Source organism: Streptomyces sp. NPDC001851, assembly GCF_040297165.1.
GTDB lineage: Bacteria > Actinomycetota > Actinomycetes > Streptomycetales > Streptomycetaceae > Streptomyces.
The window spans coordinates 82,245-96,072 of the sequence record NZ_JBEOYR010000002.1; the positions used below are offsets into that span (position 1 = coordinate 82,245).

General features: G+C 71.6%; 12 protein-coding genes and 1 pseudogene. 8 read left to right on the top strand and 5 right to left on the bottom strand.

Annotation, left to right across the window (positions count from 1 at the left end; all coding sequences use genetic code 11):
• Positions 1-18 precede the first annotated feature (18 nt).
• A pseudogene (locus tag ABT171_RS03350) lies at positions 19-477 on the top strand (SPFH domain-containing protein); the annotation flags it as partial.
• A 181-nt stretch (positions 478-658) separates the two neighbouring features.
• Here the strand turns inward: ABT171_RS03350 and ABT171_RS03355 are convergent.
• On the bottom strand, positions 659-1,921 hold the full coding sequence (locus ABT171_RS03355) for an MFS transporter (RefSeq protein ID WP_351239282.1): 1,263 nt from the start codon (positions 1,919-1,921) through the stop codon (positions 659-661).
• Positions 1,922-2,007: 86 nt separating this feature from the next.
• Between ABT171_RS03355 and ABT171_RS03360 the strand changes: the two genes are divergently transcribed.
• The 3 genes from ABT171_RS03360 (at position 2,008) to ABT171_RS03370 (ending at position 4,503) form a co-directional block, all read left to right on the top strand.
• On the top strand, positions 2,008-2,982 hold the full coding sequence (locus tag ABT171_RS03360; protein WP_351239284.1) for an ArsR/SmtB family transcription factor: 975 nt from the start codon (positions 2,008-2,010) through the stop codon (positions 2,980-2,982).
• Positions 2,983-3,064: 82 nt separating this feature from the next.
• Entirely contained in the window at positions 3,065-3,553 is a 489-nt protein-coding gene (locus ABT171_RS03365) for a glutathione peroxidase (RefSeq protein ID WP_351239286.1), read from the top strand.
• Positions 3,554-3,621: 68 nt separating this feature from the next.
• Positions 3,622-4,503 carry a MerR family transcriptional regulator gene (locus ABT171_RS03370; RefSeq protein ID WP_351239288.1) on the top strand — a complete coding sequence of 294 codons (882 nt, stop codon included), beginning with the start codon at positions 3,622-3,624 and terminating at the stop codon, positions 4,501-4,503.
• A gap of 132 nt (positions 4,504-4,635) precedes the next feature.
• Here ABT171_RS03370 and ABT171_RS03375 read toward each other — a convergent pair whose 3' ends face one another.
• The 3 genes from ABT171_RS03375 to ABT171_RS03385 all read right to left on the bottom strand — a co-directional run bounded on the left by ABT171_RS03375 (position 4,636) and on the right by ABT171_RS03385 (position 6,884).
• The gene (locus ABT171_RS03375; protein WP_351239290.1) at positions 4,636-4,830 is read right to left on the bottom strand and encodes a DUF397 domain-containing protein; all 195 of its coding nucleotides are present in this window, start codon (positions 4,828-4,830) and stop codon (positions 4,636-4,638) included.
• 188 nt (positions 4,831-5,018) lie between these two features.
• Positions 5,019-5,876, bottom strand: coding sequence for a helix-turn-helix domain-containing protein (locus tag ABT171_RS03380; RefSeq protein WP_351239292.1), 858 nt, complete (start codon positions 5,874-5,876; stop codon positions 5,019-5,021).
• A 252-nt stretch (positions 5,877-6,128) separates the two neighbouring features.
• Positions 6,129-6,884 carry a GOLPH3/VPS74 family protein gene (locus ABT171_RS03385; protein ID WP_351239293.1) on the bottom strand — a complete coding sequence of 252 codons (756 nt, stop codon included), beginning with the start codon at positions 6,882-6,884 and terminating at the stop codon, positions 6,129-6,131.
• A gap of 181 nt (positions 6,885-7,065) precedes the next feature.
• Here ABT171_RS03385 and ABT171_RS03390 point away from each other — a divergent pair, with 181 nt between their 5' ends.
• Together ABT171_RS03390 and ABT171_RS03395 are read left to right on the top strand one after the other, a co-directional pair.
• Complete coding sequence (locus ABT171_RS03390) at positions 7,066-9,480, top strand: D-alanyl-D-alanine carboxypeptidase (protein WP_503073216.1); 2,415 nt, start codon at positions 7,066-7,068, stop codon at positions 9,478-9,480.
• Between the two features lie 235 nt (positions 9,481-9,715).
• Positions 9,716-11,626: a DUF8823 domain-containing protein gene (locus ABT171_RS03395; RefSeq protein WP_351239295.1), complete on the top strand. Its 1,911-nt coding sequence runs from the start codon at positions 9,716-9,718 to the stop codon at positions 11,624-11,626.
• Between the two features lie 20 nt (positions 11,627-11,646).
• Here the strand turns inward: ABT171_RS03395 and ABT171_RS03400 are convergent, their stop codons facing one another.
• Entirely contained in the window at positions 11,647-12,486 is an 840-nt protein-coding gene (locus ABT171_RS03400; RefSeq protein ID WP_351239297.1) for a hypothetical protein, read from the bottom strand.
• Between the two features lie 74 nt (positions 12,487-12,560).
• Between ABT171_RS03400 and ABT171_RS03405 the strand changes: the two genes are divergently transcribed.
• Complete coding sequence (locus ABT171_RS03405; protein WP_351239299.1) at positions 12,561-13,349, top strand: SDR family oxidoreductase; 789 nt, start codon at positions 12,561-12,563, stop codon at positions 13,347-13,349.
• A 65-nt stretch (positions 13,350-13,414) separates the two neighbouring features.
• On the top strand, positions 13,415-13,813 hold the full coding sequence (locus ABT171_RS03410; RefSeq protein ID WP_351239301.1) for a hypothetical protein: 399 nt from the start codon (positions 13,415-13,417) through the stop codon (positions 13,811-13,813).
• Positions 13,814-13,828: the final 15 nt, after the last annotated feature.

Consider the following 13,828-nt stretch of genomic DNA (forward strand, 5'->3'; position numbering starts at 1 on the left):
CTCGTGCTGAAGAGCGGGATGCGGGTCGTCAACCAGGTGGAACGCGGGGTGGTGTTCCGGTGGGGCAAGGCACTGCCGGCCCACCGCCAGCCCGGTGTCACCTTCCTCATCCCCTTCGCCGACCGGATGCGCAAGGTGAACGTGCAGGTCGTGACCATGCCCGTGCCCACCCAGGAGGGCATCACCCGGGACAACGTGTCGGTGAAGGTCGACGCGGTCGTCTACTTCCGGGTGACCGACCCGGTGCGTGCGGCCATCGAGGTCCAGGACTACGTCTTCGCCGTCGGCCAGGTCGCCCAGTCCTCGCTGCGCTCCATCATCGGCAAGAGCGACCTAGACGACCTCCTCTCCGACCGGGAGCGGCTGCACGAGGGACTGGCCCTGATGATCGACAGCCCGGCCGCCGGCTGGGGCGTCCACATCGACCGCGTCGAGATCAAGGACGTCCAGCTGCCGGAGTCGCTGAAGCGGTCCATGTCCCGCCAGGCCGAGGCCGAGCGCGAACGGCGGGCCCGGGTCATCACCGCCGACGGCGAGTTCCAGGCGGCCCAGCAGCTGGCCAACGCCTCCCGGATCATGTCCGACACCCCCGAGGCCATGCAGCTCCGCCTCCTGCAGACGGTCGTGGAGGTGGCGGCCGAGAAGAACTCGACCCTCGTCATGCCCTTCCCGGTCGAGCTCCTCCGCTACTTCGACCGGGCCGTCCAGAAGATCGACGCCGACCTCGGCGCGCCCCGGCAGACTCCAGCACCGGCACCGGCACCGGAGAGCGACGGCCGGCCGTAGCCAGCGCCAGCGTCACGCACACCGAGCCCGCCGCCATCACCGTCATCCCCGCGGCGGGCGAGGTGACCTGGGCCACCGCCCCGGCCAGCGAGGCGCCCACGCCCTGCATGGTCAGCATGCCGGAGGAGTGCAGCCCCAGGGCCTGGCCGGCGAGTCCACCGGGGGTCAGGTCCATCAGCCGCTGCTGCTGGACCAGGCTCGCGCCGAAGCCCACGGAGGCGATGGTCACGCACACCGCCGCCACCGGCAGCGGCGGTCGCGCCCAGAACACCAGGTACGGCGTCGCCAGCAGGAGCAGCAGCGGGGTGGCCAGGCGGCGCCGTACCGCGCGCGGCAGCAGCCGGCCGACCGTCACGTCCCCGGCGAACATCCCGAACGCACCGCAGGCGAACAGGGTGCCGGCCGCGTGCGGCGCGTACGGCACGTACAGCGACTCGCAGCCGACGACCATGCCGTTGGGCAGCCACAGTCCCAGATAGGTGAGACGGCGCGGACGGGAGGACCACAGCAGGGCGTTGGTGCGCCAGGTCGCCGACGGGGAGGGGCGGCCCGCGGTCCGGGGCGGGCGATCCGTCAGGCCGAGGCGCAGCACCAGCGCCGCCGTCAGGTACAGCGCCGCCGACAGCAGCAGGCAGACGCGCGGGGAGAGGGCGGCGAGCAGGGCACCGCCGGTGGCGAACCCGGTGATCTGCATGAGCCCGCTCATCATGTTGAACAGCGAACGCCCGGGCAGGTAGCTGTCCTTGCCGAGCACCTCGTTCAGCAGCCCCCAGCGGACCCCGCCGCCGAGCGAGGCCACGAGACCCAGCACCAGTACGACACCGAAGACCGCGCCGACCGGCAGCCCGGGCAGCGCCTGCGCCGCCGTCCCGGCCGCGAAGACCAGCGCGATCGCGGTGAGCGCCGTACGCGGGGGCAGCCGGTCGGCGCCGGACAGCAGGAAGGTGGCGCCGAGCACCTGGGCGAGCGAGGGTCCGAACATGCTCACCGCCGACAGCAGCGGCGAGCCGGTGGCCCGGTAGACGAGGGTGGCCAGGGCCAGCCCGCCGACGGTCTGCGCGGCGGTCTGCGCGGCCGAGCCGAGGAAGAGCGGGCCGAACTCCGGGGTGCGGAACAGGGATCGGTAACGGGGCATGCCCCGGAGTCTCGGGCGGCACGCACACCGCTCGTTATTGTTTCGCAGCAGCGCGAAAGGCCGTACGGCCGTGAGGGGGTGCCCGGATGGGCTGGTGGCAGCTCAACGCGGACACGCTCGCGCGCAGCCGGTTCGTCGTCTCGCCGCTCGCCGAGACCTTCGCCTGTCTGAAGCTGCTGCACGCGGGGGATGCCGCGCATCCCGGTGAGCTGCGGTGGCTGCGTTCCCGTCTCCCCGCCTACCGGGCGCGTCTGCGGGCCGACCCGGTGACGGCGGGGCTGGTACGGGCAGGTCTCGGCCGGCACTGGATCGCCGACTTCCTGACGCCGGCGCCCCGCGGCGGCGAGCGGTTCCCCGACGAGGTGGCCCGCGTGCGCGCGACCCCGCCCGACGCGGCCCGCGCCCATCTGCGCACGGCGCTCGCCGGCCCGCTCCCCGCCGAGCTGGACCGCGACGACCTGCCCGAGCGGGCGGCCGTACTCCTGGAGTGGGTGTGGGAGGAGACCGTACGACCGTCGTGGGAGCGGCGCCGCCGGGTGCTGGAGGCGGACGTGGTCGCCCGGACCGCGCAGGTGAGCCGGGGCGGCTGGGCGGCCGTCCTGGACTCGATCCGCCCCGGACGCACCCGCTGGCTCGGCGGGAACCGCCTCCAGATCAACCTCCACGCGTACCCGCCCCGCGAGATCTCCGGCGCCGAACTGCTCTTCGTGCCGGTGACCGTCCAGCGGGCGGGCTGGGTGGCCTGGGAGGACGGGGTGCGCTACGCGGCGGTCTACCCGTGCGCGGGCGCCCTCGCCGACCCCGGCGTCAGGCCCGTCCCCTCCGCCCTGGGCGCCCTGCTCGGCCCGTCCCGCGCCGAGGTCCTGCTCCTCCTCACCTCCCCCATGAGCACCACCCACCTGACGGCGGTGACCGGACAGAGCCTGGGCTCGGTGGGCCGCCATCTCAAGGTGCTGCGGGAGGCCGGCCTGATCGAACGGCATCGTGCGGGACGCTCGGTGGTGTACACCCGCACGGAGGCCGGGGACGTCCTGACGCGGGCGGCAGGACAGCACGGGTAAGGGGCACGGGGAACCGCGCGGACAACCACGACGGACCCCGGCCGGACGACGACCCCCCGCGCGGAGCGCCTAGCATCCAGGCATGACCACTGTGCTGAACGTCGACATCGACGCCCTGACCGGCGGCCCCGCGAACCTCGCCCAGTACGCCGGGAAAGCCGTCCTGATCGTGAACGTCGCCTCCAAGTGCGGCCTGACCCCCCAGTACACGGGACTGGAGAAGCTGCAGGAACGCTACGCCGCGCGCGGCTTCACCGTGCTCGGTGTGCCCTGCAACCAGTTCCTCGGGCAGGAGCCCGGCACCGCCGAGGAGATCGCCGAGTTCTGCTCGGCGACGTACGGCGTGACCTTCCCGCTCACCGAGAAGGTCGAGGTGAACGGCGAGGGGAGGCACCCCCTGTACGAGCGGCTCGTCGGCTTCGCGGACGCGGAGGGGCACAGCGGCGACATCCGCTGGAACTTCGAGAAGTTCCTGATCGGCCGGGACGGCCAGGTCGTCGCCCGCTTCTCGCCGCAGACCGAGCCGGAGGCGGACGCGGTCGTGACGGCCATCGAGGCCCAGCTCGGCTGAGCCCGGCTTGACCTTGCCCCTGGGGCAGGGCCGAACGTCCCTGTCACCGGGCGGCGAGGATCCGTCCGGTGACGGAGGATGACACGGTGGACGACGACCAGCCTGCCGACGGCCTGCTCACCATCGGTGCGTTCGCCGCGCGGGCCCGGCTGTCGGCCAAGGCGCTGCGCCTGTACGACCGGCTCGGCCTGCTGGCCCCCGCGCACGTCGACGCGGCGACCGGCTACCGCTACTACCGCGTCGGCCAGGCCGAGCGTGCCCGGCTGGTCGCCCTGCTGCGGCAGCTGGACATGCCGCTGGCCCGGATCGCCGAGGTGCTCGGCGCCGAGGGCACCGAGGCCGCCGACCGGCTCGCCGCCTACTGGGCGGACGTCGAGTTGCGGGTGGCGGGACAGCGGACGCTCGCCGAGTACCTCCGTGGACGGCTGTCGGGGAGGAGCTCCGAGATGTACGAGAAGTTCGTGATCGAGACCGTGGACGTACCGGCCCAGGTGGTGATCACCGAGTCACGGCACACCCTGGCCGACGAGCTGCCGACCTGGATCGGCGCGTCGTTCGGGCGGCTGGAGGCGGCGGCGCGGGAGTGCGGCGGCATGACCGGGGCGCCGTTCGTCGTCTACCACTCCGAGGTGTCGATGGAGAGCGACGGCCCGGCCGAGTCGTGCGTACCGGTGGCCGACGAGGCGGCGGCGCGGGAGTGGGCCGCCGCCCGGGGACGGGCCTGGAAGACGACGGTACGGACGGAGCCGGCGGCCCGGCTGGCCTACACGCGCATCACCAAGGCCCAGGTGGCCAACCCGCAGATCCTGGCCGCCTTCGAGGCGGTGGAGCAGTGGATGGCGGGCGAGGGGCTGGAGATGGCCGGCCCCTGCCGGGAGGTCTACTTCGCGGACTGGGACGCGGCGGGCCCGCACGACCCGGTGTGCGACGTGGCGTTCCCGGTGCGGTGACCGGCCGGAGCCGCCGGGCGTGACCGAGCCCCCTCGGCAAGGACGGCGACTGGTCGAGAGGGCTCTTCTGGTGGTGCTTGTGAAGTTGTTTTTCCGGGGAAGGCGTCACTGACGAAGGTCAGGGAGGGCCTCCTAGGCCTTGACCGAGGCCACGAAGGCGTTCCACGCGTCGGCGGGGAAGGCCAGGATCGGGCCCTGGAGGGCCTTGGAGTCACGGACGGCGAGCTCGGCGGCGTTGGCGGGCGACTTGACCTCGACGCAGGCGCCGTTGCCCGCGGAATAGGAAGACTTCATCCACGTCTCCGAAGCGCCCTGAATCAGTGCCATGTCCACTCCTGTTGCGAGTTGCGGTGGTGCGGTTCACGCCAACCCTGTCGTCTGATTGGCGTGATCGACGCTACCGGGCAACTGCCACTGCCGGAGTAGTCGTTCACTCAACCGGATGGCATATTCCAGGGGGCCTTCCATCGAAGCCGACCGACGGTGTACGATCCGGCGCCCTCCGTGACAGCGGCTCATTCGGCGTACTGCTTGGCCACTTTCGCAATGTACTGCCGGGATTGCTCCACATTGAGGGACTGCGCCCGCAGATGTTCGTACATCACCGCGTACCTCTGCACGTCCTGGGCCTTCTCCAGGTACAGGTCGCTGGTGACGCCCTCCAGGTACACCACGCTGGAGTCGGCCGCGTCGGTGAACTCCAGGATCGCGTACTGGCCGTTGAGCCCCGGGTGCGCGCCCACCTCGAACGGCAGCACCTGCACGGTGACGTGCGGCAGCTGGGACATCTCGATCAGGTGCTCCAGCTGCTCGCGCATCACCAGCTTGCTGCCCACGACCCGGCGCAGCGACGCCTCGTCGAGCACGACCCAGAGCCGGAGCGGGTTGTTCTCGGCGGTGATACGTTCCTGTCGGCGCATCCGCACCTGGACGCGCTTCTCGATCTCGGCGGTCGACGTCTCCGGCAGCGCGCCCTGCACGAGGGCCTCGGCGTAGGCGCGGGTCTGCAACAGACCGGTCACCAGCTGGGGTTCGTACACCCGCAGCGACTCGGCGTCGGTCTCCAGCCCGATGTAGACGCTGTAGGGGATGTCCCCGAAGGTGTGCCACCACCCCTGCTGCCGCGAGTCCCGCGCCATCTCCATCAGCGAGTCGACGATCCGCTGGTCCTCGACCTCGTACACCCCGCACAGGTCGCGCACATCGCGCTGGCTGATGCTTCTGCGGCCGTTCTCCAGCCGGCTGATCTTCGACTGCGACACGAGCAGTCGCTCGGCCACCTCCTCGGCCGTCATGCCTTTGAGCTCGCGGAGCCTGCGCAGCTCCTGGCCCAGCCGGCGCCGCCTGACGGTGGGATTGACATTGGACGCCACGGGACGTGCACCTCCGGCTGCCTGCCTGTTGCTTAACACTTTCCGTATCTGCTGCTGAGCAGATTGCCACCAAGGGGCTTTCCACCGCTGGGAAATGGTGGATGTGCGGCGCGTACGCGTCAGTTCGCCATGGCTCGCCACCGGATGAGGCGCCGGGAAGCAGTCGAGCGGGGCGGCGAGACCGCGAAGGGTCTCACCGCCCCGCTCGGACCAGCGGCTCCCGAACCGGGTGTGGGGGACGGGGGTTACGGCTCAGTGGGCCACGGCGCGTGCCATGGATCCACGGTGCGGCTGCATCGGAACCCCGCGTGCGGGTTCCGTCGCGGACCTGACACCGGCCGCGCCCTGCCGACCGGTGGCGGCCGGTCCACGGCGGGGCTGCGCGGCAGCGCCGTTCTGCACGTCCATCACGGCGTGCGCGACAAGGCCCCCCATGGGGTCGTGCCGGATCAGGTCCCGCAACCGGGACCGCGAGGACCTGCCCTCGTTCCCCGGATACAGATGCTTGCCGAGTCCGACGGCGTGTGCCAGGGCGGCGAGCGCCGCGGTCCGCGGGTCCGGCGGTACGCCGGTGCGGATCGCGGAGTCCAGCCGGGCTCGGATCTCCCGGCTGATCTCGTTGTCCGTCGCCTGATAGCGAGTCGTCGGCAGCACCCCGCACATCTGACCGGCCACGGCGTGCACCATGCCGCACCGCTCCAGATGCGAGAGGTAGGTCTGACGGAGCCCCAGCCGGGGCCCGCCGATCCAGTGAACGGCCCGTACGGGAGCGCCACGCCGTCGCAGCAACTCCAACGCGCAGTCCAAAGTCGGATCTCCAGTCGGCCGTGGCACCACCACGGCGATACGATCCCCGTCTGGGGCTATCCGTCCGGCCAGCGCCAGCTCCACTAGCTGTGCACCGGCCAGACCGAGGTCGAGCGACTGCGGCTGCGCAGTGGTACCCGTGGCCGGGTCCAGTGCGAGCAACAGAAGCTCCTCCGGAAGTGTTCTGCGGCTCCTGCCCATCCATGCCTCCCCGCGTGGATGAATGACAGGGTGACCCCTCTCACATTGGTCTGTCGAGGGTGCGTGACCGGTTCGTGAGGGAACCGGCAGGTATGTCGTTCTCGTCTACCGCAGGGGCCAAGCCCTCACACAGGACACTGGTACATGGTTCGGACAGGGCGCGCGCGTGGGCGCGCGGCGCATGGAGGAGGCATCGGTGGCGGGCGAGTCCCCCGACAGGTCGAAGCAGCGTCAGTCGTCGGCAGAACCGACGTCGGGGAGCGCGGGTCCGGTTCCCGAGGCCCGCGATCCGCGCCTCGCGGTCTCCCGCGAAAAGGATTCCCCGTCCGGGGGCGTGGACACCGCGACGACGATTCTGTCGGTACGTGAAACCCCGGAGGAGGACACCGCCCTCCGCGACGCGGTCTCGGCATGGGTACGCACCGCGGACACCCCCGAGAACGATTCGACGGCCACGGATGAGCCGAAGGCCGAGCAGAACCGAGCCGACGACGAGAAGCCCGACGCGGACGCAAAGGCCAAGCCCGACACGGACGCGGACGCCAAGGCCGACGCCGACGCAAAGGCCAAGCCCGACACGGACGCGGACGCCAAGGCCGACGCCGGCGCAAAGGCCAAGCCCGACGCGGACGCAGACGCCGGGCAGGCCACGGACGCGGACGACGAGAAGACCGACGTCGACGCGAAGGCGGACACGGACGCCAAGCCGAACGCCGGGCAGGCCACGGACGCGGACGACGAGGAGACCGACGCCGACGCGAAGGCGGAACCGGACTCCGCGGCCGGCACGGACGGCGACGCAGCGCCTGACGTGAAGACCGAAGCGGAGAACACCGAGGACGGCGACGGCGAAGCCGAGGCGGAGGGAGCCGAGGCGGGCGACGGCGAAGCCGAGGCGGCGGATGCCGAGGACGGATCCGAGGACGCCGACGGCGAGGACGCCCCACAGGGGGCGCCCGCAGTCGACGACGAGACCCGCACGGGTGGTGCGGGTGGGAAGGACACCGACGCCGAAGGCGAAGCCGAGGCGGAGGGCACCCACGCCGCCGAAGCGCCGCAGGCACCCGTCGATCAGCCCACCACCGTCTTCAAGGCGATATCCCCCAAGCCGGCCCCGCAGGTCGATCAGCCGACGACCATGCTCAAGCTCGGCAGCAAGCCGGACACCCCCGACCCCGAGCGCACCAGCAAGTTCGTCGCGCTCAAGAACGACATGGCTCCGGCGGCCAAGCCCACCGCCAGTCCCACCGCCAAGCCGGACGCCACCACCCCCGTCCCCCAGGTCGGCCCCGAGCGCACCACCCAGCAGCCCCTGCCGCCGAAGCCCCCGCTGGACCTCCTGGCGGAGCTGACGAACACTCCCCCGCCCCCGGAGACCCCGGTCCGCACGCTCGTGCGCCGGGTCAAGATCTGGACCCCGCTGGTCCTGCTGCTGGCGATCATCTTCGCGGTCGTACAGACCTTCCGCCCGCTGCCGTCCCCCACCCTCGCGCTCACCGGCAAGGACAGCTACACCTTCGACGGCGGCGCCGCGACCCTGCCCTGGCCGGGTGAGGGCCAGGGCTGGATCGACGTCGCCGGCATCGGCACGATGGGTCACTTCGGCAAGCAGAGCCCCGTACCCATCGGCTCGGTCGCCAAGACCATGACCTCGTACCTCATCCTCCGGGACCATCCGCTGAAGCCGGGCCAGGAGGGCCCGAAGATCGAGGTCGACGCCCAGGCGGAGAAGGAGGGCGGCTACAGCAAGAGCGGTGAGTCCACCGTCAACACCCTCCACGCCGGTGACCGCATCACCGAGAAGCAGGCCCTGTCGGCGGTCATGATCCCCTCCGCCAACAACATCGCCCGGCTCCTGGCGCGCTGGGACGCGGGTTCGGAGGCGGCGTTCGTGAAGAAGATGAACGCCGCCGCCAAGGAGCTGGGGATGACCCACACGACGTACACCGACCCCTCGGGCCTGAAGGAGACCACCGTCTCCACGGCGGAGGACCAGGTGAGGCTCGGACGCGTGGTGGTGAAGAATCCGGCCCTGGTCGCCATCACCAGCGCGGCCAGCTGGACCGACCCCACCGGCCAGAACTGGCCCAACTGGAACAAGCTGCCGTTCCAGATGGGCGCGATCGGCATCAAGACCGGCAGCACCACCGCGGCCGGCGGCAACCTGCTCTTCGCCTCCCGCAAGACGGTCGGCGGGGAGACGGTGACGCTCGTCGGCGCGATCCTCGGCCAGAACAAGGCGCCGATCCTCGACACGGTCAACGCGGTCAGCAAGACCGCGCTGCTCGCGGCCCAGGACGCGCTGACCTCCTCGACGATCCTGAAGAAGGGCGCCGTGGTCGGTTACGTGGACGACCAGCTCGGCGGCCACACCCCGGTCGTGCTCACCAAGGACGTCCCGGCCGTCGGCTGGGCGGGCCTGAAGGTGAAGCTGTCCTTCACCTCCGGCAAGGTGCCGCACAGCGCGAAGGCCGGCACCCGGGTGGGCGCACTCACCGTGGGTGACGGTTCGGCCGGCGCCGTCAAGGTCCCGGTGGCCCTGCAGAAGGACCTGGCCGAGCCCGGCTTCGGCGCCAAGCTGACGCGTCTGGGCTGATCGCGGCACGCCCCGCCCGTCCCGTGCAGCCCGCCGCGGAGCCCCCACCCGGGAGCCCCGCGGCGGGCTGCGTGCTAGCGTCACGAATCGGGGCGGCTCGCCGGTCACGGGACACGACCGCGAACTGAACGGAAAGCGGCCGGGAACACCAGGGGACCGGGCCGGGAACAGAAGCGGCCGGAAGACCACGGACCACGGCCGAGAACAAAAGACGGGACACGGGGAGTGCCTTCAGGTGGCCACAGCGGAGCCGACACGCGCCGACGACGCCGATCCGGGCTCGGGATCCGGCCCGCGAATACGCCTGTCCACGGCTGACCGGGAGCGTCGCACCGACCTCCCGGGCGGTCGCCCCGGCCTGCCCGGCGGCCGGGCCGACCGCTCGGACGGCGCCGCCGGCCCCGATCGTCCCGGTACCCGGCCGCGCCGGCTCGCGAGGCTCCTCGCCGCCGCCGAACCCCTCCGGCAGCGGATGCTCCGCCACCCCGTGCTGTCCATGACGGCCCTCGCGGGGGTCCTGCACATCATCTGGTTCTTCACCTTCGCGAACAGCGGCGGTGATCTCGCGGCCCAGGACGCCTGGGCGGAGTTCGTCGGCCGGCACCCGGACTCGGCGTACAACCTCGCCTGGTACGGCGGCATGCACCCGGTGTCGTACAGCGTGGTGTCGCCGTATCTGATGGCCGTCCTCGGCGTGCGTACGACGATGATGATCGCCGGGACCGTCTCGGCGGGCCTGCTGACCCTGGTCATGATCCGCAGCCGGGCGGTGAGGAACCCGCTGTGGGCCTCGCTCGCCGGGATCTTCGCGCTGCTGTGCAACGCGATCTCGGGCCGGGTGACCTTCGCCCTCGGCACGATGTTCGCGCTCGGCGCCGTCGCGGCCGTCTTCTGCTGGCCGTACCGGTGGCGGTACAAACGCTGGGCGAAGGCGGCGGTGGCCGCCCCCCTGGCCGGGCTCTCCACCATGTCCTCGCCCGTCTCGGGGCTGTTCGTGGGCCTGGTCGCGGTCGCCCTGTTCCTGCAGAAGCGGCGGCCCGGCGCCTGGGCGCTGGGGCTCGCCCCGACGGCGGTGGTCGCCGCCTCCTACTTCCTCTTCCCGTTCTCGGGCACCCAGCCGATGACCATAGGGTCGGTGATACTGCCCCTGCTCTACGGCCTGCTGTGCCTGTTCCTGGCGCCGAAGCAGTGGGTGACCGTCCGGCTGACCGCCGCCGTCTACAGCGTCGGTGTGGTGCTGGTGTGGCTGATCAGCTCGCAGATCGGGTCGAACATCTCGCGGCTGCCGATGCTCTTCGCGGGGGCGACGCTCATCGCCGCGCTGCCGTTCACGGTGCGCAAGTCGCGCAAGTGGTACACGACCGTGCTGGCGCTCCTCGGCTTCCTCGGCTGGATCGGCTTCAAGACGGTCGACGACATCATGCACACGACCCCGGCCGCGTCCTGGGCCCGGGAGCTCGCCCCGCTCGTCCACCAGCTGCAGAAGGCCGGCGCCGAGAAGGGCCGCGTCGAGGTCGTCCCGGCCCGCTCGCACCGGGAGGCGTCCGCGCTCGCGCCGTACGTCAACCTGGCGCGCGGCTGGAACCGGCAGGCCGACATGGAGCGCAATCCGCTCTTCTACGACGACACCCTGAACTCGGCGAACTACCACGAGTGGCTGCAGCGCTGGGCCGTCCACTTCGTCGTCCTGCCCAAGGACGACCCGGACGGCGACGGCGGCGAGCGTGAGGTGGAGCTGCTCCGGCGCGGGATGCCGTATCTGAAGCAGGTCTGGGGCGACGCCAACTGGCAGCTGTTCCAGGTGACCGATCCGACGCCGCTCGCCGAGCCCGACGCGGTGGTGGACCGCGCCGGGCAGGGCGAGATGACGCTGCGGGTGCGCAAGGCCGGGCGGATCCTGATCAGGATCCCGTACTCGCCGTGGCTGAGCATCGTCGACGAGCACGGCAAGAGCCTGCAGGCGCCGCAGGAGACCCGGGCGAAGACGTACGTCAACGTCAACGGGTGTCTGATGGAGACGCCGGAGGACGCCAAGGGCGACAAGTGGACGATGCTGCTGGCGCCGAAACCCGGTACCTACCGGCTGGCGGCGCCGTACCAGCTGCCCCGGGGCACGCCCTGCCCGGACGCGCTGAAGGCGCCCTGAGCCCCGGCACGGCCCGCACGTCAGCGGAGCCGGTCCACATAGGTGTCCGTGCCCGGGATCGTCGGGATGAACGGCGCCACCAGCTCCACCCTGCCGAGGCCGGAGTCGGACACGTCCGCGGCCGGCCCGGTGAAGTGCTCGGTCCAGCACTCCCTCGGGTCGGCCTCCAGGAACCACAGCAGGGTCAGCCGGGTGTCCACGCCCTCGACCTGCCGGACGTAGGTCATGCGGTCGCCGGGCAGCGGGGTGGGCCGGAACACGGTCACCATCGCGGCCGGGGAGCCGGACAGCCGGTCCGGCAGGTGCCGGGCGCGCAGCCACCGCAGCAGCTCGGCCCGCTGCCCGGCCGAGTCGCTGTCGATCACCTCCAGCACCAGCCCGGCGTAGGGGTGGTCCAAGGCGTGGACGTCCCTGGGGCCCGCCGCGCCGTCCCGGTACACCGTCGTCTCGTGGTCCTGGAAGGCCGTGAAGACGTGGGTGCGGTCGTGGTAGACCCGGGCGTCCCGGTTGAGGCGCTTGTTGATGCCGACGGTCCACTTCATGTGGTCGTCGTAGCGCCCCTCGGTGATCCAGTAGGTGGAGAGGTAGCAGCCGGCGGTGACGGGCCGGGCGACGGCGGACTTCCCGGGGTACCGCAGGAGCTGCAGGTCCCGGGTGGCGACCCAGCGCCGGCCGGCGTAGATCCAGGGCATGGCCATCGCGCCGGCGTAGTAGTGGTCGTCCTCGTACCAGCGGTTGTAGGCGTACTCGTGACCGGGGTGCGGCTCGACCATGGTGATCAGGGCGTGGCCCGGGCGGACGCCGTACGGGCCGACGGCGGCCAGCTCGCCGTAGAGCTCGCTGCGGGTGTCCTCGCTCATGCGCTTCCCCTTTCCTGCGGTGCGCCATACTCTGACGCCCCGTCAGATGAAGCGCCATACCGCGGGAGGCACCGATGTCCCTGCTCGCAGGCAAGACCGTGGTCGTCTCGGGTGTCGGCGCCGGGCTCGGCCATCAGGTCGCCGCGGCCGTCGTACGGGACGGCGGGAACGCGGTGCTCGGGGCGCGCACCGAGGCGAACCTCGCCAAGAGCGCGGCCGGGATCGACCCGGACGGCACGCGCACGGCGTACCGGCCGACGGACATCACCGACGAGGCCCAGTGCGCCGCACTGGCGGAGCTGGCGCGGGCGCGGTTCGGCGGCATCGACGCCGTGGTCCATGTCGCCGCCCGGGACTCCCACTTCGGCGGTCTTCAGGACGCGGACTTCGCGACCTGGCAGTCGGTCATCGACGTGAACCTGCTCGGCACCCTGCGCATGACGCGCGCGTGCCTGCCGGCGCTGAGGGCGGGCGGGGGCGGCTCGGTGGTCTTCATCGGGACCCAGTCGGCCGTCGCCGCGCCCTCCCAGGTGAAGCAGGCCGCGTACGCCGCCTCGAAGGGGGCGCTGACCAGCGCGATGTACTCACTGGCACGGGAGCTCGGCCCCCACCGGATCCGGGTCAACACCGTACTGCCGGGCTGGATGTGGGGACCGCCGGTGCAGGCGTACGTCACCTTCACCGCGCAGACGGAGGGAGTGCCGGAGGCGGAGGTCCTGGCCCGCCTGACGGAGCGGACGGCCCTGCCGGAGCTGGCGACGGACGGGGACGTGGCGGACGCGGCGGTGTTCCTGGCCTCCGACCGGTCGCGGGCCATCACCGGACAGTCCCTGCTGGTCAACGCGGGAGAGCTGATGCGGTGAGGCAACGGGCGCACCACCACACGGATGGGTTCTCTATTTTGCTCACATGAGCATAGACTGAGAGCATGACCAACAGCATCCACGAGGTGGACGACGGCACCTTCACCAAGGTCAACCTGCTCGCGCGCGCCTGGAACACGAGTCCGGCAAACGTCGTGAGCAAGCTGATGGAGCACTTCGAGCGGCCGGAGGCGGTGACCCAGGCGTCGGCTTCCGCCAGACCGGGGGTGGCCGTCCACGCCCTGTACGACGGCGTCCGGGTCGAGGGCGCATACGACCCCCTGACCCACGCCCTCACCATCACCGACGGCCCCGGCGCGGGCAGCTACCGCACCCCGAGCGGGGCGGCCAGCGCGGTGTTGCAGGCCGTGAACCCCCAGGTGAAACCGAACCGGAACGGCTGGAGCTTCTGGATCGTCACCGAGACGGGGAGGCTGCTCCAGTCCCTGAGGACCACTCCCTAGCGAGAGGCGAGTTGC

What these genes read in the sequence shown, in the direction of transcription:
- ABT171_RS03405 (WP_351239299.1), top strand. Translation starts at nt 12,561, where the DNA reads ATGTCCCTGCTCGCAGGCAAGACCGTGGTCGTCTCGGGTGTCGGCGCC.
- ABT171_RS03360 (WP_351239284.1), top strand. Translation starts at nt 2,008, where the DNA reads ATGGGCTGGTGGCAGCTCAACGCGGACACGCTCGCGCGCAGCCGGTTC.
- ABT171_RS03375 (WP_351239290.1), bottom strand. Translation starts at nt 4,830, where the DNA reads ATGGCACTGATTCAGGGCGCTTCGGAGACGTGGATGAAGTCTTCCTAT.
- ABT171_RS03355 (WP_351239282.1), bottom strand. Translation starts at nt 1,921, where the DNA reads ATGCCCCGTTACCGATCCCTGTTCCGCACCCCGGAGTTCGGCCCGCTC.
- ABT171_RS03385 (WP_351239293.1), bottom strand. Translation starts at nt 6,884, where the DNA reads ATGGGCAGGAGCCGCAGAACACTTCCGGAGGAGCTTCTGTTGCTCGCA.
- ABT171_RS03400 (WP_351239297.1), bottom strand. Translation starts at nt 12,486, where the DNA reads ATGAGCGAGGACACCCGCAGCGAGCTCTACGGCGAGCTGGCCGCCGTC.
- ABT171_RS03365 (WP_351239286.1), top strand. Translation starts at nt 3,065, where the DNA reads ATGACCACTGTGCTGAACGTCGACATCGACGCCCTGACCGGCGGCCCC.
- ABT171_RS03390 (WP_503073216.1), top strand. Translation starts at nt 7,066, where the DNA reads ATGGAGGAGGCATCGGTGGCGGGCGAGTCCCCCGACAGGTCGAAGCAG.
- ABT171_RS03410 (WP_351239301.1), top strand. Translation starts at nt 13,415, where the DNA reads ATGACCAACAGCATCCACGAGGTGGACGACGGCACCTTCACCAAGGTC.